The 22,353-nt window shown below is 72.2% G+C and carries 17 protein-coding genes and 1 pseudogene; 9 read left to right on the plus strand and 9 right to left on the minus strand.

Features of this window, described 5'->3' with window-relative positions; translation table 11 throughout:
* Positions 1–135 precede the first annotated feature (135 nt).
* From ACFXB5_RS11950 to ACFXB5_RS11960, 3 genes are read left to right on the plus strand one after another with little or no spacing between them, the layout of a single operon-like run.
* Complete coding sequence (locus tag ACFXB5_RS11950) at positions 136–1,365, plus strand: extracellular solute-binding protein (protein WP_385205743.1); 1,230 nt, start codon at positions 136–138, stop codon at positions 1,363–1,365.
* Positions 1,362–2,270, plus strand: coding sequence for a carbohydrate ABC transporter permease (locus tag ACFXB5_RS11955; protein WP_385205747.1), 909 nt, complete (start codon positions 1,362–1,364; stop codon positions 2,268–2,270). Before ACFXB5_RS11950 ends, ACFXB5_RS11955 begins: the two co-directional genes overlap by 4 nt.
* On the plus strand, positions 2,267–3,091 hold the full coding sequence (locus ACFXB5_RS11960; RefSeq protein ID WP_385205750.1) for a carbohydrate ABC transporter permease: 825 nt from the start codon (positions 2,267–2,269) through the stop codon (positions 3,089–3,091). The genes ACFXB5_RS11955 and ACFXB5_RS11960 overlap by 4 nt, the downstream gene beginning before the upstream one ends.
* Before the next feature lie 208 nt (positions 3,092–3,299).
* Here ACFXB5_RS11960 and ACFXB5_RS11965 read toward each other — a convergent pair whose 3' ends face one another.
* Both ACFXB5_RS11965 and ACFXB5_RS11970 read right to left on the minus strand, forming a co-directional pair.
* Positions 3,300–4,058, minus strand: a complete 759-nt coding sequence (locus ACFXB5_RS11965) for a DUF72 domain-containing protein (RefSeq protein ID WP_385205753.1) — start codon at positions 4,056–4,058, stop codon at positions 3,300–3,302.
* Positions 4,055–4,294 carry a hypothetical protein gene (locus tag ACFXB5_RS11970; protein ID WP_385205756.1) on the minus strand — a complete coding sequence of 80 codons (240 nt, stop codon included), beginning with the start codon at positions 4,292–4,294 and terminating at the stop codon, positions 4,055–4,057. The genes ACFXB5_RS11965 and ACFXB5_RS11970 overlap by 4 nt, the downstream gene beginning before the upstream one ends.
* A 124-nt stretch (positions 4,295–4,418) precedes the next feature.
* On the opposite strand from ACFXB5_RS11970, the pseudogene ACFXB5_RS11975 reads away from it, so the two are divergent.
* Together ACFXB5_RS11975 and ACFXB5_RS11980 are read left to right on the plus strand one after the other, a co-directional pair.
* Positions 4,419–5,066 (plus strand): annotated as a pseudogene (locus tag ACFXB5_RS11975) (phosphoribosyltransferase); the annotation flags it as partial.
* Positions 5,067–5,098: 32 nt separating this feature from the next.
* Positions 5,099–5,368: a DUF1876 domain-containing protein gene (locus tag ACFXB5_RS11980; protein WP_037952439.1), complete on the plus strand. Its 270-nt coding sequence runs from the start codon at positions 5,099–5,101 to the stop codon at positions 5,366–5,368.
* Between the two features lie 79 nt (positions 5,369–5,447).
* On the opposite strand, the gene ACFXB5_RS11985 is transcribed toward ACFXB5_RS11980, so the two are convergent.
* Positions 5,448–5,867 (minus strand): LysM peptidoglycan-binding domain-containing protein, encoded by a 420-nt coding sequence (locus tag ACFXB5_RS11985; protein WP_385205759.1) that lies wholly within the window; start codon positions 5,865–5,867, stop codon positions 5,448–5,450.
* 316 nt (positions 5,868–6,183) lie between these two features.
* Between ACFXB5_RS11985 and ACFXB5_RS11990 the strand changes: the two genes are divergently transcribed.
* The 3 genes from ACFXB5_RS11990 (at position 6,184) to ACFXB5_RS12000 (ending at position 9,063) form a co-directional block, all read left to right on the plus strand.
* Entirely contained in the window at positions 6,184–6,900 is a 717-nt protein-coding gene (locus tag ACFXB5_RS11990) for a DUF4232 domain-containing protein (protein WP_385205762.1), read from the plus strand.
* 162 nt (positions 6,901–7,062) lie between these two features.
* On the plus strand, positions 7,063–7,236 hold the full coding sequence (locus ACFXB5_RS11995; RefSeq protein ID WP_020866419.1) for a hypothetical protein: 174 nt from the start codon (positions 7,063–7,065) through the stop codon (positions 7,234–7,236).
* Between the two features lie 132 nt (positions 7,237–7,368).
* On the plus strand, positions 7,369–9,063 hold the full coding sequence (locus ACFXB5_RS12000) for an HEXXH motif domain-containing protein (protein ID WP_385205765.1): 1,695 nt from the start codon (positions 7,369–7,371) through the stop codon (positions 9,061–9,063).
* A gap of 58 nt (positions 9,064–9,121) precedes the next feature.
* Here the strand turns inward: ACFXB5_RS12000 and fxsT are convergent, their stop codons facing one another.
* The 6 genes from fxsT to ACFXB5_RS12030 all read right to left on the minus strand — a co-directional run bounded on the left by fxsT (position 9,122) and on the right by ACFXB5_RS12030 (position 20,311).
* Positions 9,122–13,486, minus strand: coding sequence for an FxSxx-COOH system tetratricopeptide repeat protein (gene fxsT / locus ACFXB5_RS12005; protein ID WP_385205767.1), 4,365 nt, complete (start codon positions 13,484–13,486; stop codon positions 9,122–9,124).
* Positions 13,483–14,664 carry an AAA family ATPase gene (locus ACFXB5_RS12010; RefSeq protein WP_385205770.1) on the minus strand — a complete coding sequence of 394 codons (1,182 nt, stop codon included), beginning with the start codon at positions 14,662–14,664 and terminating at the stop codon, positions 13,483–13,485. The genes fxsT and ACFXB5_RS12010 overlap by 4 nt, the downstream gene beginning before the upstream one ends.
* A complete protein-coding gene (locus tag ACFXB5_RS12015; RefSeq protein ID WP_385205772.1) occupies positions 14,661–16,160 on the minus strand; it encodes a hypothetical protein in 1,500 nt (499 codons plus the stop codon). Before ACFXB5_RS12015 ends, ACFXB5_RS12010 begins: the two co-directional genes overlap by 4 nt.
* A 383-nt stretch (positions 16,161–16,543) precedes the next feature.
* A complete protein-coding gene (locus ACFXB5_RS12020) occupies positions 16,544–17,725 on the minus strand; it encodes a hypothetical protein (protein ID WP_385205774.1) in 1,182 nt (393 codons plus the stop codon).
* Between the two features lie 67 nt (positions 17,726–17,792).
* Complete coding sequence (locus ACFXB5_RS12025; RefSeq protein ID WP_385205777.1) at positions 17,793–18,350, minus strand: hypothetical protein; 558 nt, start codon at positions 18,348–18,350, stop codon at positions 17,793–17,795.
* A gap of 65 nt (positions 18,351–18,415) precedes the next feature.
* The gene (locus ACFXB5_RS12030; RefSeq protein WP_385205779.1) at positions 18,416–20,311 is read right to left on the minus strand and encodes a sigma-54-dependent Fis family transcriptional regulator; all 1,896 of its coding nucleotides are present in this window, start codon (positions 20,309–20,311) and stop codon (positions 18,416–18,418) included.
* Between the two features lie 213 nt (positions 20,312–20,524).
* Between ACFXB5_RS12030 and ACFXB5_RS12035 the strand changes: the two genes are divergently transcribed.
* Complete coding sequence (locus ACFXB5_RS12035) at positions 20,525–22,273, plus strand: FAD-dependent oxidoreductase (protein WP_385205783.1); 1,749 nt, start codon at positions 20,525–20,527, stop codon at positions 22,271–22,273.
* Positions 22,274–22,353 lie beyond the last annotated feature (80 nt).

Genomic DNA, 22,353 nt, shown 5'->3' on the forward strand with positions numbered 1-22,353 from the left:
GGGGGGGGGGGGGCGCGCGGGGGCGGGGGGGGGGCGCGCCGCCCCCCGCCCGGGGGCGGGGGGCCGGGGGGGCCCGGGACCGGCGCGGCCACCGCCATACCCGATCCGGCGAAGGCCGGAAAGACCACGCTGACCGTGTGGGACCAGGAGATACGCGGCGGGACCAACGGCGAGATACAGCAGCTGAACCGGGAGTTCGAGCGGAAGTACCCCAATGTGCGGATCAAGCGGGTCGCCCGGAGCTTCACCGATCTGAAGACCACTCTGAAACTGGCCGTCTCCGGCAACCATCCGCCCGATGTCATCCAGGCCAATCAGGGCTACCCGGACATGGTGGCCTTCGTCCGGGCCGGGCTGCTCGCCCCGCTGGACAACTACGCCGGGATCTACGACTGGAACACCCGCTACCCAGCCGCCCTGCTCAACCTCAACCGGGTCTCCGCCGACGGCAATGACTTCGGCAGGGGGCGGCTGTACGGCATCTCCCAGACCGGCGAGTACATCGGCCTCTACTACAACAAGGACCGGCTGAAGCAGGCGGGGCTCCAACCCCCGCGTACCTGGGGCGAGTTCACCGACGGCCTGGCCCGGCTCAAGGACCGCGGCGAGCTGCCGATCCAGTTCGGCAACCTCGACAAGTACCCCGCCATCCACACCTTCGGGGTGCTGCAGGACCAGCTCGGCGCCGCCGACGCCCGCGACACCGTCCTCGGCCGCGGCGACGGCTTCGACAACGCCGCCACCAAGAACGCCGCGGCCACCCTCGCCGACTGGACGAAGCGCGGCTATCTGCCCGGCGGCGCCAACGGCCTCGGCTACGACGACGCGGCCAAGAAGTTCGCCTCCGGCGACGGCGCGTATCTGCTGACCGGCACCTGGCAACTGGCCGATCTGAAGAAGCCCATGGGGGAGAAGCTGGGCATCATGCCGCCCCCGCCCGCCAAGGCCGGTGGCGACCCCGTCACCACCGGGGGCCAGGGCCTCGCCTGGTCCATCACCTCCCGCTCCCGCCACCCGGAGGTGGCCGCCGCCTATCTGGACTTCCTCACCGACGCACACGCCGCGGACGTGATGACCCGGCACGGAGTGCTGCCCGCAGTCCCCGCGAAGGCCGCGGCAGGAGTGAGCCCGGACAGCGCCGACGGCCAGATGATCGCCGGATGGAAGCGGCTGAGCGCCGCCGATGGACTCGTCCCGTACCTCGACTACTCCACCCCCACCTTCTACGACACCCTCTCGGCCGCCCTCCAGGGCGTGGTCAGCGGCAAGACCTCCCCTGACAGCTTCGCCGCGACCCTCCAGAAGGACTACGGCGCCTATCAGAAGAAGCAGCGCGAGCAGCACGCCTCGGCGGGACCCCGATGAGGCTCGCCGCCCTGACCAGGGCATACCGCCGCAGCGCACCCGGCGAACCGCGCGCCATCGGCTATCTCTACATCCTGCCCGCGCTGATCGTGTACGCCGTCTTCCTGCTCTACCCCTTCGGGCAGTCGGTGTGGCTGTCCTTCGTGCACTGGGACGGGCTGACGGTCGCCACCCCCGCCGGATTCGACAACTACCGCGCGCTGTTCAGCGATCCGAGCCTGCGCGCCCCCTTCCTCCACGCGCTGCTGCTGCTCGTCTTCTACGCCGCCCTGCCGGTGGCGATCGGGCTGCTGCTGGCCGCCGTGATGTCCCGGGCCCGGGTCCGGGGGATGACCTTCTTCCGTACGGTCCTGTTCCTGCCGCAGGTCCTCGCGCTGATCGTGGTCGGCGTGGCCTGGCGCTCGATCCTCGCCCCCGACGGGCTCCTCAACGACGCCCTCCGCGCCGTCGGCCTCGGCGGCCTCGCCCGCCCCTGGCTCGGCGACTACACCTGGGCGCTGCCCGCCGTCGGCGTCGTCGGCACCTGGGTCGGCACCGGGCTGTGCATGGTCCTCTTCCTCGCCGGGGCCCAGCGCATCCCGCGAGAGCTGTACGAGGCGGCGCGGATGGACGGCGCCGGGCCGCTGCGCGAGTTCCTCACCGTCACCCTGCCCGGTCTGCGGCCGCAGATAGCGGTGGCGCTGACCCTGACCATCGTGGCGGGGCTGCGCAACTTCGACCTGATCTACATCACCACCAGCGGCGGCCCCGGAAACGCCACCTCCGTCCCCGCCTACGAGGTCTACCGCCGGGCCTTCGAGACCAACCAGGTCGGCTCGGCCGCCGCCGTCGGCGTGGCCCTCACGGTCCTGATCTTCGTCCTGACCGTCACGGTCTCCCGGCTCGTGGAAGGGCGGCGGGCATGACCACACGCCTGGAACGCAACGTCACCTACGGCATCCTCGCCCTCTTCACCGTCATCGCCCTCACCCCCGTGATCGGCATCCTCTCCACGGCCTTCGGCTCACAGAGCTCCCTGGACACCGGCTTCTCACTGCCGAAGGACGGGCTGCACTGGAGCAACTTCGCCGACGCCTGGAGCCGTGGCCACTTCGGCACCTATCTGGGGAACTCGGTGCTGGTCACTGCGGCCGTGGTGGCCGCCACCACCGTGCTGGCCATCCTCGCCGCGTACGCCTTCGGGGTGATGCGCTTCCCCGGCTCCACGGTGCTGTTCCACCTCTTCGTGATCGGGCTGACGCTGCCCCAGGAGGCGCTGGTCGTCCCGCTCTACTTCGATCTGCGCTACGCCGAACTCACCGACAGTTACTGGGCGTTGATCCTGCCCCAGACCGCGCAGTCCCTGGCCTTCGGCGTCTTCTGGATGCGCACGTACTTCCGCGGCAGCGCCCGGGCGGTCATCGAAGCGGCCCGCATCGACGGGGCGAACACCTGGACCACACTGTGGCGCGTGCTGGTCCCGATGGGCCGCCCGGCGATCTCCACCATGGTCGTGATCACCTTCATGTGGACCTGGAACGAGTTCCTGATGGCCCTGGTGATGGTCAGCGACGAGGCCCATCGCACGGTCCCCCTCGGCCTCGCCTTCTTCCAGGGCCAGCACAGCTCCGACGCGGCGCTGCTCGCGGCGGCCTCCGTGCTCATCGCCCTGCCGGTGGTCGTGGTCTATGTGGCACTCCAGCGCCGGTTCATCGAGGGCATGCTGGGCGGGGCGGTGAAGGAGTGAGCCCGGCGGGCACCGGGCTAGGGTCCTTCTGACGGATCTCCGCGGCGTCGCGACCCCCGGCACGCCCTCTCGCCGCACCGCGCGAAAACCCAAGTAGCTCCGCTACGAGGGCTTCCGCACGGCACGCCGAGAGCACGCTCCCCCAGCTACCGCTGGGAGGTGCCCCCTGACGCCGCTCCTTCTTCCACGGAGATCCGTCAGAAGGACCCTAAGCCGAGGGGGTGCGGCTGACCGGGCGGCCGAGGCGGGCCACGGCGCGGGCGAAGACGGCCGCGTCGTGCACCGCCGCCCCGCCCGTGTCGTTGTTGAAGTACACATAGACCTCCGCGTCGGCCGGCCAGGTGTCCTCGATCCGCCGCGCCCAGGTGGCCAGCGCCTGGCGCCCGTAGCGCGGGGCCGGGCGGGCGAGGCCGCCGTGGAAGCGCAGATACCCCCATCCGGTGGTCCGCCACAGCGGGGTGACCGGGCGGGAGCCGGAGTCGGCCCAGCACAGCGCGGCCGCGCGGCGCTCCAGCACCGCGCGGATCTCCTCGGTCCACCAGGAGGTGTGCCGCGGTTCGACGGCCACCCGCGTCCCGGAGGGGAAGCAGCCCAGACAGCGGTCCAGCAGCTCGCCGTCGGCCCGCAGGGTGGGCGGCAGCTGCACCAGCACCGGGCCCAGCCGGTCACCGAGCCCGGCCGCATGGGACATCAGCCGCTCCACCGGCTCCTCCGGATCGCGCAGCCGCTTGATGTGGGTGAGGTAGCGGCTCGCCTTGAGCGCCATCACAAAGCCCTCCGGCAGCCGCTCCCGCCAGGTGACGAACTGGTCGTACGTGGGCAGCCGGTAGAAGGCGTTGTTGCTCTCCACCGTGGCGAAGGCGCGGGTGTACTCCTCCAGCCACAGCCGCTGCGGACAGCCCTCGGGGTAGAGGTCGCCGCGCCAGTCCCGGTACTGCCACCCCGAGGTGCCGATCAGGGCGGTCATGCCTCGCCCGGATGCCAGGGCGGCCACTGCCCGGGCCGGTCCTCCCAGTGCACCTGGGCCGGGTCGTCCAGGTCGATATCGGGGAAGACCTGCCGGACGCGCGGCTCGAACTCCTCCCGTTCCAGCGGTTCGCACCCCAGGCCACGCAGCCGCACCATCCGGTAGCGGCTGTCGACCTCGATTGACTCGACGAAGACGGGGTAACCGGACTCGTCCGGGCCGGTGGCGTTCTCCATACCTCCAGGGTGCCGGGTCTCCGGTATCCGCGCGCCCCGGCCGGCGGCCGGGAACCGCCGGTTTGCGGATGGGCGGACCGTCGGCTTGATATGGAGATGAGTCCTTCAGGAGCGGGGGTGAGTCATGATCTTCACCGACCGGACGGACGCCGGGCAGCGCCTCGGCGAGGCACTGCGCCCCTTGGCGGATGAGAAACCGGTCGTGTTCGGGCTGCCGCGGGGCGGGGTGCCGGTGGCCTTCGAGGTGGCCCGCGCGCTCCATGCGCCCCTGGACGTGATCATCGTCCGTAAGCTCGGCGTCCCCTACCACCGGGAGCTGGGGTTCGGCGCCATCGGCGAGGGCGATGTACGGGTCGTCCATGAGGCGATCGTCCGGATGAGCCGGGCCGATGAGGAGGACCTCGCCGCGGTGGAGCGGACCGAGCGGGAGGAGCTGGCCCGCAAGGCGCGCCGGTTCCGCCAGGGCCGCTCGCGGATCCCGGCCGAGGGCCACACCGTGATCATCGTGGACGACGGCATCGCGACCGGCGCCACGGCCCAGGCCGCCTGCCGGGTGGCACGGGCCCAGGGAGCCGCACGGGTGGTCCTGGCCGTGCCGGTGGCGCCGCCGGACGCGGTCGCCGCGCTGCGCCAGGACGCGGACGAGGTGGTGGTCCTCTCCACCCCCTCGGACTTCGCGGCGGTGGGGGAGTGGTACGAGGACTTCTCGCAGACCGCGGACGACGAGGTGGTGGAGTTGCTGTCCCGGTCGACCGGAGAGGCCGGTGAGGCGCATCCTGGAAGGTGACGCAGGAGGTGAGCGCGATGGAGACGATCGTGGGATGCGACATTCAGATGGAGTTCCGTGAGATCGGCCCGCTGACCGAAGCGGTCGTCCGGCTGAGGATGCACGACGGTACGGAGATGCTGGCCCAGGGCCGGGCCAACCGCAATCCCGACGACCCGGCACAGCCGAGGGTCGGCGAGGAGATCGCGGCGGCGCGGGCACTGACCAATCTGGCACACCGGCTGATCGGCAAGGCGGGCGGCGACATTGAGGAAGTCACCCATTCCAAGGCGCATTTGGTGATGTAAGGCCGTTGAGGCGAAGGAGCGTCCGCCGCGGTGGTCCACCGCGGGCGGATGCTCCTGTGCGTATTGCCCGTGTGCTCGTTCAGCGGTGGCCGAGGGTGAGCTGCTGGCCGGGCCGGATCAGATCCGGGTCGGCGCCGATGACCTGGCGGTTGATCTCGTAGAGCCGCTCCCAGCCGCCCGCCACTCTCTCCCTGTCCGCGATCCGGGAGAGGGTGTCGCCGCGGACGACGGTGTACGACCCGGGCCGGGGCTGGGCCTTGGCCGGTGGCTCGGGGACGGCCTTCGGGACGATGAGCAGCGGCTCGGCCTTCGTGGCCGTGACGGCCGTGACGGTGGTGGCGGCCGGGGTCGGCGAGGTGGGTGTGGGGGCTGAGGCGGCGTTCGCCTGGCCGATGCCGATGAGCGGCAGGGCGACGCCGGCACCGCCCGCGGTGATCGCGAGCGAGGTGCGGGAGACACGGTGGGGCCGGGGCCGGCGATGACGTCCGCGTGCGGCCATGGAGTCCTTCTTCCTGTCCTGGTACGGCAGTTGGCGAGTGCGATGGCTGCCGAACAGTAATCCCAGGGTTCTGGAGTGGACAAGGTGTTCGGATGTTTGCGGTAGAGAATCCAATGTGAGGAATTTGAGCCCCGACGCGATCAATGTGCCCCGGACATAAGAGCCCGCGCGCGGGGAAGGGAGACCCAAGGAGGGAATGCACGGGAGGCATCGGGGCACCCGCCCTTGATGCCGGTGGCCCCGGCAGACGGCTGACCTCGGGAGGTCGCTCATGAGTCAACGAAATGGTTCGGCTCCTCGGCGCACGACTCGGCGCATGACTCGACGCACGGCGGCAGCGCGGTCCCGGCCGCCCGTCTTATGCGCCTTGCTGGTCGGCGCGCTGGCCACGGTCACCGCGTGCGGCAGCGACACCGGGGACGGGGACTCCGCGCGGCGCGCCTCGTCCGTCACCTCCGCCTCCGCCGCGCCCCCCTCCTCTCCCTCGGCCGACTCCGCCGCCTCCTCCGGGAGCGGCTCCTCCCGGAACGAACGGCCCGCCTCGCAGACCGCGCAGTCCCCTCCGCCCTCGGCGCGGCCCTCGCGCCCGCCCTCCTCACGGCCCGCCGCCGCGTCCGGTGTGCGCCGCGTCTGCTCCAGGGCTCAGCTGACGCTGTCGGTCGGCCGGATGGACATAGGGGCCGGCAATGTGTACCTGCCCCTGGTCTTCACCAACAGGTCCACCACGACCTGCACCCTCACCGGATACCCCGGTGTCTCGCTGCTCGACTCCACCGGCGCGGTGATCGGCGATCCCGCCACCCGGCGCGGCCCCACGCGCTCCCCGGTCTCCCTGCCGCCCGGCGGCAGCGCCTCGAGCAGCCTGCACACGCTCAACGAGGGCATGAACGACACCCCGTGTCGGCGCACCGCCGCGCGGATCCGGGTCTATCCGCCGGATTCCTTCGACGCGATGAACGTCTCGGCGCGGTCGTTCCGGGTGTGCGGAGGCGTGTTCGAGGTCGAGACGACGCAATCCGGAACGGGAGGATGACACCGGCATATCGGGGCGCTCCCGGGCGCGCGGAAGTGTCCGAAAATCTTGACAACGCAGGCGCCGACTGGCCGTGTTCACTCTTTCGCAATCATTAGGGGTAGGTCACCATAGGGATGCCTCATATGAGCCGTTAGGGAGCGTCCGGAGGGGGACGGTGTCATGGAGCGAGTCGCGACCGAGGTCGAGACGGAGCTGCTGGACCTTTCGGGGGCGACACTCGAAGACCTCGAGCGGCACGAAGGGATTTCCGCGGTGACGGAGCGGCTGCTCGACATCGTCCAGCGCCCGCCGACGATCGGCAACTCGTCGACATCGGAACCCTGTGTGAGTTAGGCGGCTATGACGTCCTCCGTCACGCGGGGCCTCAACCATCGTTTATCGGCGGGGGCTTTCGCCGAGTTGGCGCGGGGTTCGGGCGGCCCCTCGGCCGTGGCCGAACTGAGGTCAGGACAGCGTAGCCGGGCCATGCTGCTGCTGCGCGCCCTGGTGGACATCGCCTCCGCGCACCCCGCTCTGCCCGGCCCTCTTCCCCCGCCTCGGGACGCCTGGCACCTGCTGATTCGGGCCGAGCACCGCTCCCAGGCCGCCGTGGACAGGCTGCTGCTGCACCCTCCCATGGGTGTGTGGCTCAACCGCTGTTTGCGCAGGCTGCGCGGTCTGGAATCGGGGGACGAGCCGCTGTGGAGTGCGGTGGGTTATCTGTATGCCGTAGCCGCCTCGGCCGCTCTTGTCGCCGGAATCGACTTTCGCGGCGCCGTTCCGGTGCGCGAGGGCGGGGTGATATTGCCGGTCCTGGGATTCGCCCGCATTCCGGACACCGCCGATGTCGCCGAGGTCGTCATGAACGGCCGGAAGGCGGTGGTGTTATCCGGCCCGTATTCGGTGACGCTGCCTGCCGACTTCTCAGAGGACGCTCCCGGTTGGCACGGTCTGCGGCGACTACGCGGAGAACACGAGCGGATTGTGTGTGCCCCCCTTGCCGACGACCTCGACCCCTATCGCGACTTTCTCCGGATCCGGGAGCCCGAGCGGCTCGACGACGAAGAGTGGCAGGGCTGGCAGGAGAGATTCGGCAATGCGTGGCGGCTGGTCTCGGAGCAGCGCCAAGTGGACCCGGGGGGAATCAGTGCCTGCCTGTCCTCCGTCGTGCCCGTGCCGTACGCCGCCTGGCCCGAACCGTTCAGCGCCTCGTCGCCGGAGGCATACGGCTGTGTGCTGCTCAACGGGGCCACGGATCCGCTGGCCCTCGCCGCCGCGCTGGTACACGAGGCCCAGCACATCAAACTCAGCGCCCTGATGGACCTGGTGCCCCTGATCGAAGGGGGCCTGGAGGAGATCCACTACGCGCCCTGGCGGCTGGACCCGCGACCGCTGCGCGGGCTCCTCCAGGGGGTGTACGCGTTCCTGGGCGTGACCGGATTCTGGTGGGACCGGCTGCGGCGCGCCGAGCCCGGACCGGCCCGGGACACCGCCGCGTTCGAGTTCGCCCTGCGCCGGGCACAGACCTCCTCGGGGCTGCGCACGCTCCTCACCCACGCCGAACTGACCTCCAGGGGCGAAGAGTTCCTCCACCGGCTGGAGGAACGGCTGAGGCTGTGGATGGCGCAGCGGGTGCCCTCCGTGCCGAAGCGCCTGGCGTCCGATCTGATCCACGATCACCGGCTCGTCCACCGCATGCGCCACCTGGCGGCGGACCCGGAGCCGACCGCACAGTGGGCGCGGGCCTGGCGGGAGCGGACCGACCCTCCCGGAGAGCTGCCCGGCACCTCGGTCCGGCCGACCCGCCCCGAGGCGCTGGCGCGCCCCGCGCTCGCCCGGCTCCGGCTCGCGGATCCGGTGGGGTTCGCCCGGCTGTGCGAGGGCGGGGGAGCGGGGCTGTCCGGGGGCGGTGACGCCCCCGACCGGGCCGATCTCGACTGGGCCGCGGGGGACACCGCGGCGGCGCTGCGCGGCTACCGAGCCCGCTTGGAAGCGGACCCGGACGACATCGCGGCATGGGCGGGGCTCGCGCTCAGCCTGCCGGACGGCGCGGCCAGGACGACGCTGCTGAACCACCCCGAACTGGTCCTGTCCGTCCACCGGGAGCTGCGCACCGCGCCGGGCACGGGTCCCGATCCGATGGCTCTGGCGCGGTGGATCGGGACGCGTACCCGCGGGTGAATGGCGCGCCGCCCGGGGCCCCGCGAACGGCCCGGTGAACGGCCCCGCGGACTGCGGCTCAGATGGAGATCGACTCCACATCGCAGTCCGCCCGGATGCCCCGGGCCGCCGCGACCGTCGCCGGGTGGTTGGCCGTCAGCACCCGGCGCAGCCTGACGAGCGCGTCCTGGTGCAGTTCCTCCGCCCGCCTGCCCTCGCCCAGCGCGCGCAGATCCCCCGACAGATTGACCGCGCACGCGAGCGTGGTGGGATGGTCCTCACCGAGCCGGGACCGGCAGGCCGCCAGGGTCGTGGTGTCCAGGTCGTGGGCCTCCTGGTAGTCCGCGAGGGTGTAGTGGTCGCTGGCCATGTGGATGGCACAGGCCAGCGCCGTGGGGTGGTCGGCTGCCAGCCGCTCGACGAGCACCGGCAGCGTCTCCTTGTTCAGCGCGAGCGCCTCATCCGTCTCGCCCAGCAGCCGCAGCGTCACGGCGAGGTCGGTCGCCGCACCCAGGGTCGCCGGATGCCGTTCCCCCAGCAGGACGCGCATCTCGTCGAGGCATTTACGGCCCAGCTCACGGGCGCCCTCCAGATCGGCGGTCTGCCGCAGATCCATCGAGAGGGCCAGGGCCGTGATGGTGATGTGGAGGTTGGGCTCGGTGTAGCGCAGCCGGTAGCGCTCCAGCACCTCCCGGCTGAGGTCCAGGGCGCCCTCGTGGTCGCCCGCCTTACGACGCGCCACGGCGAGGTTGCGCAGGGCGTAGACCACGGTGGGCGCGTTCGGCGGGAACATTTGGCGGGCGCGGCTGCAGGTCTGCTCCAGCATGTCGCGGGCGGCCAGATAGTCCCCGCCCTCGCGGACGTCGATGCTGAGGTTGGCCTCCACCAGAATGGTGAGCAGGGCGTCCTCGCCGAGCACCAGACCGGCGGTGCGCCGGGCGCCCTCGTCCAGCTGCCGGGCGCGTTCGTACTCCCCCACCGCGCGCAGCGCCAGGGCGTAGTCGTTCACGGCGGCGATGGAGTACGGGTCCTCGTCCCCGAAGAGCCGCAGGGTCCTGGTCCAGCGATCCTTCTCCAGCTCCACGTAGCGCGCGTAGTCGCCCTGGTAGCGGGTGTCGACGGCGACCGCGCCCTGAGTCACCAGCGTGTTCTCGTGGTCGTCGCCCTCCTTGGCGCGCTGGAGCTCCAGCGTCCGGCGGTTGAGCTCCCGGGCCTCGTCGAAGTGGCCGAGCACGGTCAGGACATGGCCCAGGGTCCGGGAGACGGCCAGCGTCTCCGCACTGTCCTCACCGAGCGTTTCCACCCACTGCCGCCGCACCTGGTTGCCGAGCTCCAGCGCTCCCTCGTGGTCCCCCCAGATGAAGAGGAAGCGGACCAGGTTCCGCACCATTTGCCGCACCCATTTGTCGTCGCACTCCATCGCGCGCGACGCCCGGACATGGGAGAGGAGGTCGGCGTACCGCCCCCAGTTCGCGGGTGCCACGTCGTTGGGGTCGCCGAAGGCCAGCAGCACATGGGCGCTGTGCCGCATGTCCGCCTGCTGCTGTGTGGACATCTGGCCGATCAGCACGGCCTGCACCAGCCGGTGCATCTCGATCGTGTTGCTGCGGTGATTGATCTTGATCAGGGCGTAGCGGTTGATCTCACGGATCGCGTGGCCGAGCCTGATGGGGTCCTGCAGCACCTCCGAGAGCTCGGGGGAGAGGGACACCCCGCGTACGCCCGAGAAGAGCCGGCGGGAGACCGGCTCGGGTGCGAAGAACGAGCACATCTGGAGGAGTTGGAGCGCGCCGGGATGGGTTTCGGCCAGCCGCCGCAGCGACATGTTCCAGGCGGCGGCGACCGGTTCGGGGTAGTCCACCGGAACGCCCGCCGCCAGCAGCTCATTGCGCCGGGTGGAGACATCGGCCCGCTCGTCCTCGAAGACCTGGAGATACTCGTCGACCGGCATCCCGGTTTCGGTGAGCCACGCGGCCGCCTGCTCGATGGCCAGCGGAAGGTCCCCCAGCGCGTCGGCGACCCGGTCCGCCTGGTCGCGCGGCAGCTCCGGCCCCCGGCGGCGCAGCAGCTCGATGCTCTCCTCCCGCTCGAAGACGTCCACTTCGACGGTGCGGGCGGCGCGCGACCACTGGGCGTTCCTCGAGGTGACCAGGATCCGGCCCGGCCCGCCCGCGGGGAAGAACGGCCGAACCGTCTCCAACTCCTCGGCGTTGTCGAAGACCAGCAGCCAGTTGCGGCACGGACGTCCGGTGCGCAGCGCGTCGAGGACGCTGGGCACGGCCGTGTTGGCCTCCATGCCCGCGTGCAGCCCGAGCCGGTCGGCGAGCTGGACCAGCGCCTGGCGGATCTGCTCGGGGCGCTCGGCCGGGATCCACCACACCGCGTCGTAGTCGGCGGCGTGCTGATGGACGTACTCCAGGGCGATCTGTGACTTGCCCACCCCGCCCAGCCCGTGCAGCGCCTCGGGCAGCACGGCGGCGGTGCCCTCGCTCTTCAGCCGTTCGTGGAGAATGTCGAGCAACGTCTGCCGCCCGGTGAAGTTGTTGTTCCGGGGCGGTACATTTCCCCAAATGGACGGGGGTTCCCCGGGCTGGCGCTCCTCCACGGCAGGCAGGGACCGGGCAGCGGTCACGGACACGAATGTTCCTCTCAGATGCTCCCCCGCCGGGCCCGGCGAGCCGTGCGCCGGCGGGGATGGTGAATCGTCGGCCTGGGACAGCGGGTCTGTTCGGGGAGTCGTGGAGTCAGTCATGGCCGCAACCGCCTCGGAGACCACATATTTTCCCCTGTGTGATGCGTCTTCAACTGGATCGGGCGGGCTTTCCCCCGAGCGGGCGAGCGCCTGATGGGCCAGGACAAGGGCGCGAAAGGAGCGCGCACCTTCCAGATAGGGCCCGGAAAGAGCCTGGTAGACCTGCTCCTGAAGACGGATGTACGGCAGCAGGCGCTCCGTCCTGGGAAGGTCCCCCACCGAACCCGAGGGGTGGTTGAGCAGATCGCGCAGCATCAGCAGCGGTTTCCAGCGGCGGCCCAGCCGGTCCAGGACGCTGCCGAGGATGTACAGCGACTCGTCCCGCATCCCGGCGGACAGCAGCAGTTCGCGCACCCCGTCGTGGAACTCGTAGCCGATGCCCGTCTCGTCCAGCGGGTCGGCGGTCGCCACCTTGCGCAGCAGCCCGCCCAGCAGCACCTCGGCCAGATCGCCCGGACTGCCCTCCGGCTGGTGGATGCCCTGCACGAACTCCATCACGGGAATGTTCAACGGGGCCGCGGCCAGCCGGGACGCCAGCCGGAAGGCGCTCGGCGAGGCGGTGGCGCGGAACCGGAAGACGCGGTCCCAGGCGCTCGGTTCCGGTTCGGGGTCCCAGCGCTCGGCGGGCGCCCCGGGCAGCAGCGCCATCGTGTCCTCGCCGCGCGCCGACGGGCGGGCCACCAGCCGCGCCCAGTTGGCCATCCACCGCGCGTCCAGCTCCAGCACCGGGACCGGCGGCGCGCCGCCCGGCCAGGAGCCGCCGTCCGCCCGCCGCCAGGTGCCGTTGGGGGCGCCCGGTTCGGGGATCCGCACCCGCACCCGCTCCGGCGCCACCCCGGTGTGGTGCCAGCGGCCCTGGTGTAAGACGTGCAGCACCGCGACCGACGCGTGCCGCGCCCAGCCGGCCAGCGCGCGCTGGGCGCTCTCATCGCCCCAGGCCGCGCCGATGCCGTCGGTCAGCACCAGCACCGTCCGCTTGCCGCGCGGTGGCATCCCCGCCACCGGCGACCGGTCCTCGGCGGGTAACGGATGGTCGGTGTTCACCCGGTGCACCCGCACATCCCGGAAGGCGCCGGTGCGTCGCAACACGGTGACCAGATGCGCGGCCGTCCGCCGCCACACCACCATCGAACTGCCGCAGTCCACCACCAGGACGGCGTCCATCCAGCGCTCGCGCACGGGCACCAGGTCGGGCACCCACAGCCCCTCGCGCGCCGCGCGTTCGGCCGTGGCCTCCTCGTCGACCTCCGTCTCGACCGGCGAGGGCGCGGTGCGCTTGAGCGGCCGCAGCGCCCGGGACAGGGCGCGCTCGGGCAGCGGCGGCCCGTCGGCGGACGGCCGGCGCACCGGCACGAAGGCCTCCGCGACGGTCGCCGGCTCCCCCTCGCCGGGCGGCGCGGAGACGCCGACCAGCTCCGCGGGGAGCGGCGGTTCCGACACCGCGGGCGCCGCCTCGGGTCCGGACGCGGGGCGCTCCCCCCGCCGGTCCTGCCGCGGCTCGTCCGACGGCTCGTCACCGGGCGGCGGGGCGTCCGCCTCCGGTGTCCCGGGGAGGGGGCCGGGGTCCGGCGGTCCGGGGCCACGGTCCGTCTCGGCCTTGCAGACCGCCAGCCACAGGGCGTCGGCGAGCTGCCGCCAGTCGAGGTCCCGTGGGCCCGGCCCGGCGGACCTGCCGCCTGGGTGGTGTGTCATGTCGAGCCCGCTGCGCTGTCCAGCCGATGCCAAACGGCCTGCAGTAGCTCCTCCCACTCGGGCCCCGGAACATGCGACTGGGACGTCACCAGATACACCGCGTTGAGCAACTGGTCGGCGGCGAGGCCGCCTTCGCGCTCGCTGCGCTCGAGGAACATCTGGATCAGCTCCCGCGCACGCGGATCGTCGGCCCGCCCCAGATGCGCGGCCACGATCGCGGCGAGCCGGTCCGCGTCCGGGTCGGGCAGCCGCAGCTGGAGACAGCGCCGCAGGAACGCGGGCGGGAACTCCCGCTCGCCGTTGCTGGTGATGACGACGATGGGGAAGGCGCGGCAGCGCACCCGTCCCGAGGCGATGACGGTACTGCGCTCCGGGTCGTCGGTGAGGACCGATACGGCCGGGCGGCGTCTGCGGATGCGCACCAGCTCGGGGATGGAGTACTCGCCGGCCTCGAAGATGTCGAGGAGGTCATTGGGCAGATCGATATCGCTCTTGTCGAATTCGTCGATGAGCAGGACGCGCGGCAGGCGGTGCGGGAGCATCGCCGTGCCCAGCGGCCCGAGTTGGAGGAAGTCGCCGATGTCCTCCGGTCCGGGTTCGTGCGTGTCCCCCTCCGACGCCTGGCCGGCCGCGGCGGCGTGCACACGGCCGACGGCATCGTAGCCGTAAAGCCCGGACCGCAGGGTCGAACGCGTGGTGATCGGCCAGCGCAGCACTCGGCCCAGGCCCAGCTCCCGGCTGATGCGGTACGCCAGCGTGGACTTGCCGGTGCCCGGGCGGCCGGTCACCAGAAGGGGACGCCTGAGGATCAGCGCCGCGTTGACGAGATCGGCCTCCTCCGGGTCGGAGCGCACGCCCAGGGGAGTCGCGCCCAGCCGCCGGGCGGTGTCCTGCTCGTCCTCCGGCGGCGCCGGGGGCTCGGTCGGGGCGTCGTCCGCGTCCGATAACGCGCCGGACCGGCCGTTGCCCTCGACCGGGCAGGCCGAGACCCCGCCGAAGGCGCGCCACGGGGGCGGCGGCGGAAGGATCTCCTCCAGGCTCACATCGTGCAGCGGGCGCCCGGTGCCCTGGTAGATCCACCAGGGGCGCGGTATCCCGGACGGCAGGGCGGCCGAGGCGGAACCGGAATCCTGGTGGATCCGTCCGTTGTGGCGTCGCGCAGGCTCTTCGTCGCTCATCGACCACCCACCCCCTCGTCCGGCCCCGTCATGCGCCCTTGCGGTTCCACGGGACGGGTCGGGTCGTCCCAAACGAGCACCACATGTTGCCCCAGGTGATGCTCCCGCTCCGCGGAGTCGATCGTATGGGCGTCCAGACGTAACTCTGTCACGGCTTCGCGGAGCCGTGCCAGGTTCCCGCTGGCGTCGGCCTGTTTTTGTCTCAGCTGCTGGACGAAGCCGGGGGCCCGGGTCGCGCGGCCGTCCCAGGCGACCACCGGAATCCCGGCCCGCCAGGCGGCCAGCGCCTCCGAGGTGCCCTCGGGGGTGGTGCCCGGGGGCGAGGTCAGGACCAGCGCGACCACCTGCGGATCGGCCTTGAGCCGGGCCAGCAGGGCGTTGGGGTCGCCGGAGCGCGGGCTGTCCGGGTCCTCGCCGTCCACGACGAGGTGTTTGGCGCGTTCGGGCTGCTGGTCGAAGAGGTTCCAGCGGTGCTTCCAATCCCGGTGCCAGCGCTTGGTCCAGCTGCGCTCCAGGCTCCGGACGACCACCGGATAGCCCCCCATGTACAGCGGAATGGGGGACTCGCTGTCGAGCTCCAGACGCCAGCGGTGGACCGGCAGATTCAGGTCATCCGGGCCGAGCATGAACTCGATGTGGATCGCCCGGGCGTCGTCCCACTCCTCGGCGGCCTCGTACACCAGCGTCTGGACCGCCCGCTCCGCGGTCTCCGCGGTGACCTGGATGACCGGGCCGCGGGCCGGATGCCAGCCGGTGGGGTCGTACTGGTGCCAGGACGAGAGCTCGTAGCACCCGGCCTCCTCCTGCGGCAGCAGCCTGATCACCAGATAGGCGTCCACCGGACCGGCCGGGGCGGCATGCCCCACCTGCTGCCGCAGCGACCGCAGCTGGGGCGTCAGGCCCAGCTCCCGGGCCTGCTCATCGGCCCATTCGCGCAGCGCGTCGGCCCTCTGCAGCGGACGCGCCGCCGCCGCGAGGTACTCCACGAGGGCGAGCCCCGGCGGCAGCCCGCCCGGCTGTGCGTTCATCCGGCTGAGCACCTCGAAGGCGTGCCAGGGGCCGGTGACCGCGGGGACGTCCTGCAGCGGGCCCGCCGCCGTACGGCACAACTGGCCCAGCTGCTCGATCTCCAGCTCCTCCAGCAGCGACCGCAGCTTCGCGATGGCGGTCTCGGGCAGCGCCGGACGGGCCGTCATCTGCTCCATGACCGAGTCGAGCCGCTTGATCGCGTCCTCGTCCGCCGCCGCCATCACCGCGAGGGACGCGCGTAGCGCGTGCATGATCCGCACGTTTTCCAGGCATTCGCGGGCCAGCTCCACCAGGAAGTAGTCGGTCACCCGATGGGCGCGCACGGGGACGCTGGTCATCTCCAGCTCCATGGCGACCAGATCCAGACACAGCGTGCGCAGATCCGGATCCGTCAGACAGCGGAACTCCTTCAACGCCGTGACGAGGTTGCCGACCGATTTCAGGCCACCTTCCCCCATGGCCGCCATGCCGTGCCCTCCCCCGAGGCCGCATCACCGGTCCCCGCCGCCGATGATCCCGCCGGAGACCCTGCCATACGCGGGTGCCACCCGCCGGGACTCCGGGACAACTTGTATGCCCCGCAAGCCTCTCGTGACACCCCTGGCGAGTATGTCCGTGGCACCGTCCCCCGCGCCCCGGGCGGGCCCCGCCGGGGCCGGGACACCTCCCGGCGGTGGCCCGGGGAACCCGCGCCCGCGGCGACCGCGAGGCGGAGGGCCGTCCTCCTCAGGGGCCCACCTGGACGGTTCCGCTGAGCTCGCGCGGGGACGCCCTCCCGGGGTGGCTCGGAGCGGGTGCGGGGGAGGGCGGACCGGGGCCCTCACCCGTGGGGGTGGGAGGGTGAGGAGGGTCACTCCAATCCGAGTTCCTCGACGCGCCGGGTGAGTTCGGCGGCCGCCGGATCGTCCGGCGCGAGCACCGCGACCACCTCCACCAGTTCGCCGATCGCCCGCCGCGCCTCGCAGACGCGCAGCAGGGACAGGGCCTCCGCGCGGCTCGCCGACTGACGGCTCACCGCGGTGCCGACGGTGGGCAGTTCGTCGAGCAGCTGCTGCCAGCGTGCGGGGGAGGTCATGCCGGGCACGGCCAGCAGGGTGTCCGCGAGTACGCCGAGGTCACGGATGGTCAGCCTGCGGCGCCGGGGGCCCTCGGGTGGCGTACCGGAGGCGAGGGACCGTGTATCGGTGCCGAGGGACCGTGTACCGGCGCTGAGGGACCGCGTACCAGCCGCGAGCGGCCGGGGCGCCGCAGAGTCCGCCACCGGGATACGGCCGATCAGTTCGAAGGCGAAGGCGGCCGCGTTCCGGGAGGCGATGGGCTGCCAGCGCTCGTCGTGTGCCTCGCCCTTGTCCCCGAGCAGGTCCGAGATGCCGCGGATCACCAGCGTGTCCAGCTGTTGGTTGGCATACGCGCCGGCGAGGAAGCCGAAGCCCTCCATGTCCACCGCGAGCGCGTCCCCCGCGCTGGCCGCGAGCCTGAGCCCGACGTCCGAGCGGTGGTGCGCCACCACCCGGCCGCCCGCCGCGAGGGGCTTCACATGGGCACGGGGGCGTGGCGCGTCGTCCCCGGGGCGGATCCGGCGCTGCCATTCGTCGGCCGCCGCCACCAGCCGGGCCAGCTGCACCAGCCCGTACGCGGACTGATAGGTCTTCTGCCGGGGCAGGAACCCGGTCTCGGTGTCCTTGCCGGTCTCGTAGTCGTACACCGCGTCGGCCGCCACCACATCGCCCAGCGCGACATCCTTGACGCCGCCCGCCACTCCCACGAACAGCACCGCCCGGGGCGCGAAGAGCGCCGCCGCCCGCTCGACCGAGACCGCGGCACCCGGATTCCCCGGACCCGTCATATGGATGGCGACCGTCCGCTCCCCGGACCCCTCGCGGAACACACCCAGCTCGAACAGCGCGCCCCGCTCCGCCCGGACCGGGCGCGGATCCTCCAGATGGGCGCGCACCGCCCGGTACTCGACCTCCAGCGCGGTCAGAACCACCACATCGGCCCACACCGCACCCCCATTGCCCTCAGCGCCCACGGATCCCCCCTAGGACAGCCTCTGCCGATACCTTACGGACCCGACGCACCCCACGGGTCCCGACGCGTCACGGCCGCTGCAGATCCGCGTACAGCACGATCTGCACCGCCAGTACGACGACCAGCGCCACCTCCACCACCGACACCGCCAGCAGCACCGCCCGCACCGGCTCCGTCGCCCAGTACACGATGAGCGCGGCGATCGGCGCCACCGTGAACAGCAGCAGGTCCGCCGCGAGCTGCAGCCGCTTGCGGGAGACCCGGCGGCCGTCGTCGCGGTGGGCCCGCTCCCAGCCGAACACCGGTGGCCGGCCCGGGGCGAGCGCCGTCAGCCGGGGCCCCAGATCCTCCCGGACATACCGTCCGATGGCCGATATCTTCTCGTCGTTGACCAGATATGCCCAGCCCAGCAGCGCCGACGCCGGGGGCAGCAGCAACAGCAGCTCCGGGCGCCCATGGCTCTGCAGGGAGAAGGTGATGATGGCCGCCATCGCGGCCAGGGTCGCGTAGAGCAGATTGTCGCGGAATCCGATCCGCGCCCGCTGCTCCTCCTTCACCTGCTCGTACTCCAGAATCAGCAGCCTGCCCGTGACCGCCTCGCTCTCGGCGCTGTTGTCTCGCGTCACCGTTCCCCCTCCGCGGCCCATGACCGGCTCCGGTGTGACCGGCCCCCTGGAGACTGTTTCCGCCGCTACGCCTGGTCCATTCCGTACGTCCGCAACTTCCGGTACAACGTGGCCCGGCCGATGCCCAGGGACTCGGCGGCCCGCGCCTTGTTGTCCCCGTGCCGGCGCAGCGCCTCCAGGATCGCGGTGCGCTCCGCCCGTTCGATACCGCTCAGCCGACGGGTGGCCGGTGGCACCCGCAGTCCGTACGGCAGCTCCTCGCGCCGCACCGGCCCGGTGGCGCGGCGGCGCTCGGCCACCTCCCGTACGACATGGGTGAGTTCGGCCACATTGCCCGGCCAGGTGTGCTGCTCCAGCGCCCGGCGGGCGTCCAGGCTCCAGGTCAGCGGGGGACGTCCGGGGGAGGGGCTCCGGGTGAGGCCCGCCAGCAGCGCCGGGATGTCCTCGACGCGTTCGCGCAGCGGCGGCAGCGTCACCGACCGGGCCGCGAGGATGTCCAGCAGTCGGCTCAGACACGGTCCGGTGGGCGTGCCCGGGGTGTGGGTCGCCACCAGCGGCACCGCGGGCCGCTCCTCCAGCAGCGACAGCAGTGCCGCCACGTCGGACTGGCCCAGCCGCTCGGCGTGGCGCAGGAGCAGCGGCGGCGCGCCGCCGTCTCTCTCCGACTCCGGGAGCTCCGCGAGCGCGTGACACCAGCGCGGGACCTCGCCGGGCACCTGCTCGGCGGCGTCGACGACCCGCGGCGCGGCCGTGCCCCGCAGGCCGAGCAGGGCGCGGGCCAGCGCGGTCTTGCCCACGCCCGGCTCGCCGATCAGCAGCAGCGGCTCCACGGCCCGCGCCAGCTCCGTCGCCCGGGAGACGGCCAGCCGCCAGGGCCGGGACGTGCCCACGAGGCCCGGGAGCCGGTCATGGCCCCGCCGCTCCGCCGACCGCGCCCGCCGGGCCGCCGTGCACACCGTGGCCACGGCCCCGATGACCGCGCCCCCGTGCACCAGGCGCGTCATCCTTATGGTGAGCCCGGCGCCGTCCGGTACGCGGATCTCGTCGTCCGGTACGGCGAACTCGTCGTCCGGTACGTGGAACTCGTCGTCCGGTACGGGGAACTCGTCCGGTGCGTGCTCCTGCGGTCCCGTGGCCGGTCCCGTGTCCGGCCCGGTGGCCGCTCCCGCGTCCGCGTCCCTGAGGAGGGCCGTGGCATGCCGCTCCAGCCGTGCCAGCGTCTCGTGCGACAGCAGTCGCGCGGCCTCCGGGCTGACGAGGCGGCTGCTGCCGTCGAGCGCCACCACCGCCGCCCCCTCGGCCCGCTGCCGCAGATACGCGTCGAGCAGCACCCGCTCCGGCGGGCGCTCCCGCCCCAGCAGCTCCGTCTCGATCGCGTGCGCGGTGGCCTCGGCGAGCGCCGCGCCCGGGTGGGCGGTGCGGCCCTCGCCCAGCGGGGCCACCACGGTGACGGTGCCGACTGGGCGGCCCGCCGTCGGCTCGTACAGCGGAACGCTGACCGCCGACACCTCCTGCCACAGGTCGAGGAAGTGTTCGGGGCCGTGGACCTCGGCCCGGCGCCCCGTGCGCAGCGCGAGCGCGGTGCTGTTGTGCCCGACCGCCTTCTCCGACAGATCGAGACCGGCCATCCCGTCGGCCGTACCCGCGTAACGCCCGCCGCCCGACCACAGCGCCCGGCAGCGGGAGTCGACCAGCACCAGCCCCATCGCACCGCTCAGCGTGGGCGCCACGCGGTCCAGCACGGGGCGCGCCGCGGCCAGCAGCGGGGAGTCCACCGGCGGCCGGACCCTGGGCGGGGCCGCCAGATCGCGCGGTACGCCGAAGAACCGCGCCCGCCGCCAGGCTTGGGCGAGGTCCTCGGGGATTCCGTCGCCCGGTGGCCGTCCGCTGAAGAACCGGTCCCGCGCCCGGCGCAGCGATGAGAGGACCGGGTCGGCGGGGGTGTCGTCGGTGGTCGTCACAACCCCTCCACCGTATACGTCGCCACTGTTTCGAAATGAGACACCTCGTGGTCCGGGTTCTGGAACAAGATCATCAATGGTCGGCCGGCGATCACCGATCGGACCGAGAGACCGGCTGTCACGGTGGAGCCGGATCGGCCATCACGGTGGAGCCGCGAGACCGGCCATCACGGGGGAGAGCACGGGGAGAGGACCGAGAGGAGCCCTTCAGCAGTGGAGACCGTCGAGACCGACGTACTGGTCGTGGGCAGCGGCCCCGCCGGAGCCGCGACCGCGCTCGCCCTGAGCACCTACGGCGTGCCCAACGTCATGGTCACCCGGTACGGAAGCCTGGCGGACACGCCCCGCGCGCACATCACCAACCAGCGCACCATGGAGGTGCTGCGCGACCTCGGCGTCGAGGACCAGGTCACCGCCCTGGCCACCCCGCAGCCGCTGATGGGGAACACCGTCTTCTGCACCAGCCTCGCGGGCGAGGAGCTGGGACGGCTGCGCTCCTGGGGCAATGACCCGCTCGTCCAGGCCGGGCACGAACTGGCCAGTCCCAGCCGGATGTGCGACATGCCGCAGCATCTGATGGAGCCGGTGCTGGTGAACGCCGCGGTCTCCCGGGGCACCGCGCTGCGCTTCCACACCGAGTACCTCTCCCACGAGCAGTCGGACGACGCCGTGACCGCGCTGGTCGAGGACCGGCTGCGCGGGGACACCTACCGCGTCCGGGCCCGCTATCTGGTGGGCGCCGACGGCGGGCGCAGCCGCGTCGTGGAGAACGCCGGGCTGCCCACGGTCGGCCGGATGGGCGTCGCGGGCAGCCTCAACATCGTCTTCGAGGCGGATCTGACCCATCTGACCGCTCATCGACCCTCCACGCTCTACTGGGTGCTCGCCCCCGGCGCGACCGTCGGCGGCATCGGCGCGGGCCTGGTGCGCTGTGTGCGGCCCTGGACCGAGTGGATGGTGGTGTGGGGCTACGACCTCGACGCGGGCCCGCCGGACCTCACCGAGGAGTTCGCGCGGTCCGTGGTGCACCGCCTGCTCGGCGACGACACGATCCCCGTGCGCATCACCTCCACCTCGGCGTGGACCGTCAACCATCTGTACGCCGAGAGCTACGCCGATCGGCGGGTGCTGTGCGCGGGCGACGCCGTACACCGCCATCCGCCGTCCAACGGGCTGGGCTCCAACACCTCCATCCAGGACGCCTACAACCTCGCCTGGAAGCTCAAGCTGGTCCTCGACGGCACCGCCGCCCCGGCCCTGCTGGACACCTACTCCGCCGAACGAGCCCCGGTGGGACGGCAGACCGTCGAGCGCGCCAACCGGAGCATCGGTGAGACCGCGCCGGTTTTCGAGGCGCTGGATCTGCTCTCCACCTCCGATCCCGAGCAGATGTGGCGCAATGTCGACGCCCGTAAGGACGCCACGCCCGAGGGCGCCAAGCAACGGCAGCGGCTGCGCGAGGCCATCGCGGCCAAGGTGTACGAGTTCAACGCGCACGGCGTGGAGATGAACCAGCGGTACGTCTCGGACGCCGTCGTCCCCGACGGCACCCCCGACCCCGGCTTCGACCGCGACCCGGAGCTGCACCACCAGCCCACCACCCATCCCGGCGCCAAACTGCCGCACGCATGGGTCGTCCGGGGCCGTGAGCGGCTGTCGACCCTCGACCTCGGCGGCCACGGCCGGTTCACCCTCTTCACCGGCATCGGCGGAGGCCGCTGGGAGGAGGCGGCCGCGGCGGTCCGTCAGGAACTGGGCGTCGAACTCGCCACCGTCTCCATCGGCCCCGGCCAGGAGTACGAGGACCCCTACGGCGACTGGGCCCGGCTGCGCGAAATCGGCGACTGCGGCGCCCTGCTGGTCCGCCCCGACAACCACATCGGCTTCCGCCACCCCGAAGTCTCCCCGCAGGCTGGGGAGTTGCTGCTCGGCGCGCTACGCAAGATCCTCGGCCACGGCTGACACCCACCCCCCAGGCGTCCGGAGCTCACCCTGGGGCTCCATTATGGACGCGCCCCCATCCCCAGAGAAACCGTTAGTGA

This window comes from Streptomyces sp. NPDC059455, from assembly GCF_042750115.1.
In the GTDB taxonomy this organism is placed as follows: domain Bacteria; phylum Actinomycetota; class Actinomycetes; order Streptomycetales; family Streptomycetaceae; genus Streptomyces; species Streptomyces endocoffeicus.

Coding starts and splice junctions, on each gene's coding strand:
- ACFXB5_RS11980 (WP_037952439.1), top strand. CDS start 5,099: ATGGAGACGATCGTGGGATGCGACATTCAGATGGAGTTCCGTGAGATC.
- ACFXB5_RS12010 (WP_385205770.1), bottom strand. CDS start 14,664: ATGAGCGACGAAGAGCCTGCGCGACGCCACAACGGACGGATCCACCAG.
- ACFXB5_RS12015 (WP_385205772.1), bottom strand. CDS start 16,160: ATGGCGGCCATGGGGGAAGGTGGCCTGAAATCGGTCGGCAACCTCGTC.
- ACFXB5_RS11955 (WP_385205747.1), top strand. CDS start 1,362: ATGAGGCTCGCCGCCCTGACCAGGGCATACCGCCGCAGCGCACCCGGC.
- ACFXB5_RS12000 (WP_385205765.1), top strand. CDS start 7,369: ATGCTGCTGCTGCGCGCCCTGGTGGACATCGCCTCCGCGCACCCCGCT.
- ACFXB5_RS11985 (WP_385205759.1), bottom strand. CDS start 5,867: ATGGCCGCACGCGGACGTCATCGCCGGCCCCGGCCCCACCGTGTCTCC.
- ACFXB5_RS11965 (WP_385205753.1), bottom strand. CDS start 4,058: ATGACCGCCCTGATCGGCACCTCGGGGTGGCAGTACCGGGACTGGCGC.
- ACFXB5_RS11960 (WP_385205750.1), top strand. CDS start 2,267: ATGACCACACGCCTGGAACGCAACGTCACCTACGGCATCCTCGCCCTC.
- ACFXB5_RS11995 (WP_020866419.1), top strand. CDS start 7,063: ATGGAGCGAGTCGCGACCGAGGTCGAGACGGAGCTGCTGGACCTTTCG.
- fxsT (WP_385205767.1), bottom strand. CDS start 13,486: ATGACACACCACCCAGGCGGCAGGTCCGCCGGGCCGGGCCCACGGGAC.
- ACFXB5_RS11970 (WP_385205756.1), bottom strand. CDS start 4,294: ATGGAGAACGCCACCGGCCCGGACGAGTCCGGTTACCCCGTCTTCGTC.
- ACFXB5_RS11990 (WP_385205762.1), top strand. CDS start 6,184: ATGACTCGACGCACGGCGGCAGCGCGGTCCCGGCCGCCCGTCTTATGC.